This window comes from Deltaproteobacteria bacterium CG11_big_fil_rev_8_21_14_0_20_49_13, from assembly GCA_002796305.1.
Classification (GTDB): Bacteria; UBA10199; UBA10199.
On the sequence record PCWZ01000040.1, the window covers coordinates 1 to 410 of the forward strand.

Annotated in this window: 1 CRISPR repeat array. The window is 63.7% G+C overall.

The features are described 5' to 3' along the window. A CRISPR array of direct repeats spans positions 1 to 352; the repeat unit is 25 nt; unit sequence TCCACGCCCCCGCGCGGGGGGCGAC. Positions 353 to 410: the final 58 nt, after the last annotated feature.

Sequence of the window (410 nt, forward strand, 5' to 3'; positions counted from 1 at the left end):
TCCACGCCCCCGCGCGGGGGGCGACATTAACGATATCGGTATATCCCTGAGAATCCGAGTTTCAATCCACGCCCCCGCGCGGGGGGCGACTCCGGTGGGAGCGCGAACACCTAGACGAACTCAAGTTTCAATCCACGCCCCCGCGCGGGGGGCGACTCAGGGGCCTCACCTCTTTGTCGCGCAATTCCGTTTCAATCCACGCCCCCGCGCGGGGGGCGACCGTTTTCGAAGTTCTATTCGTCAAGTGGTCTCAGGTTTCAATCCACGCCCCCGCGCGGGGGGCGACTAAATAGCGAAAGAAAGCGGGACGACTGGCAAGTGTTTCAATCCACGCCCCCGCGCGGGGGGCGACTTGGGCTTGAAGCAAGTCCCCGTCACCAAGATGGTTTCAATCCACGCCCCCGCGCGGG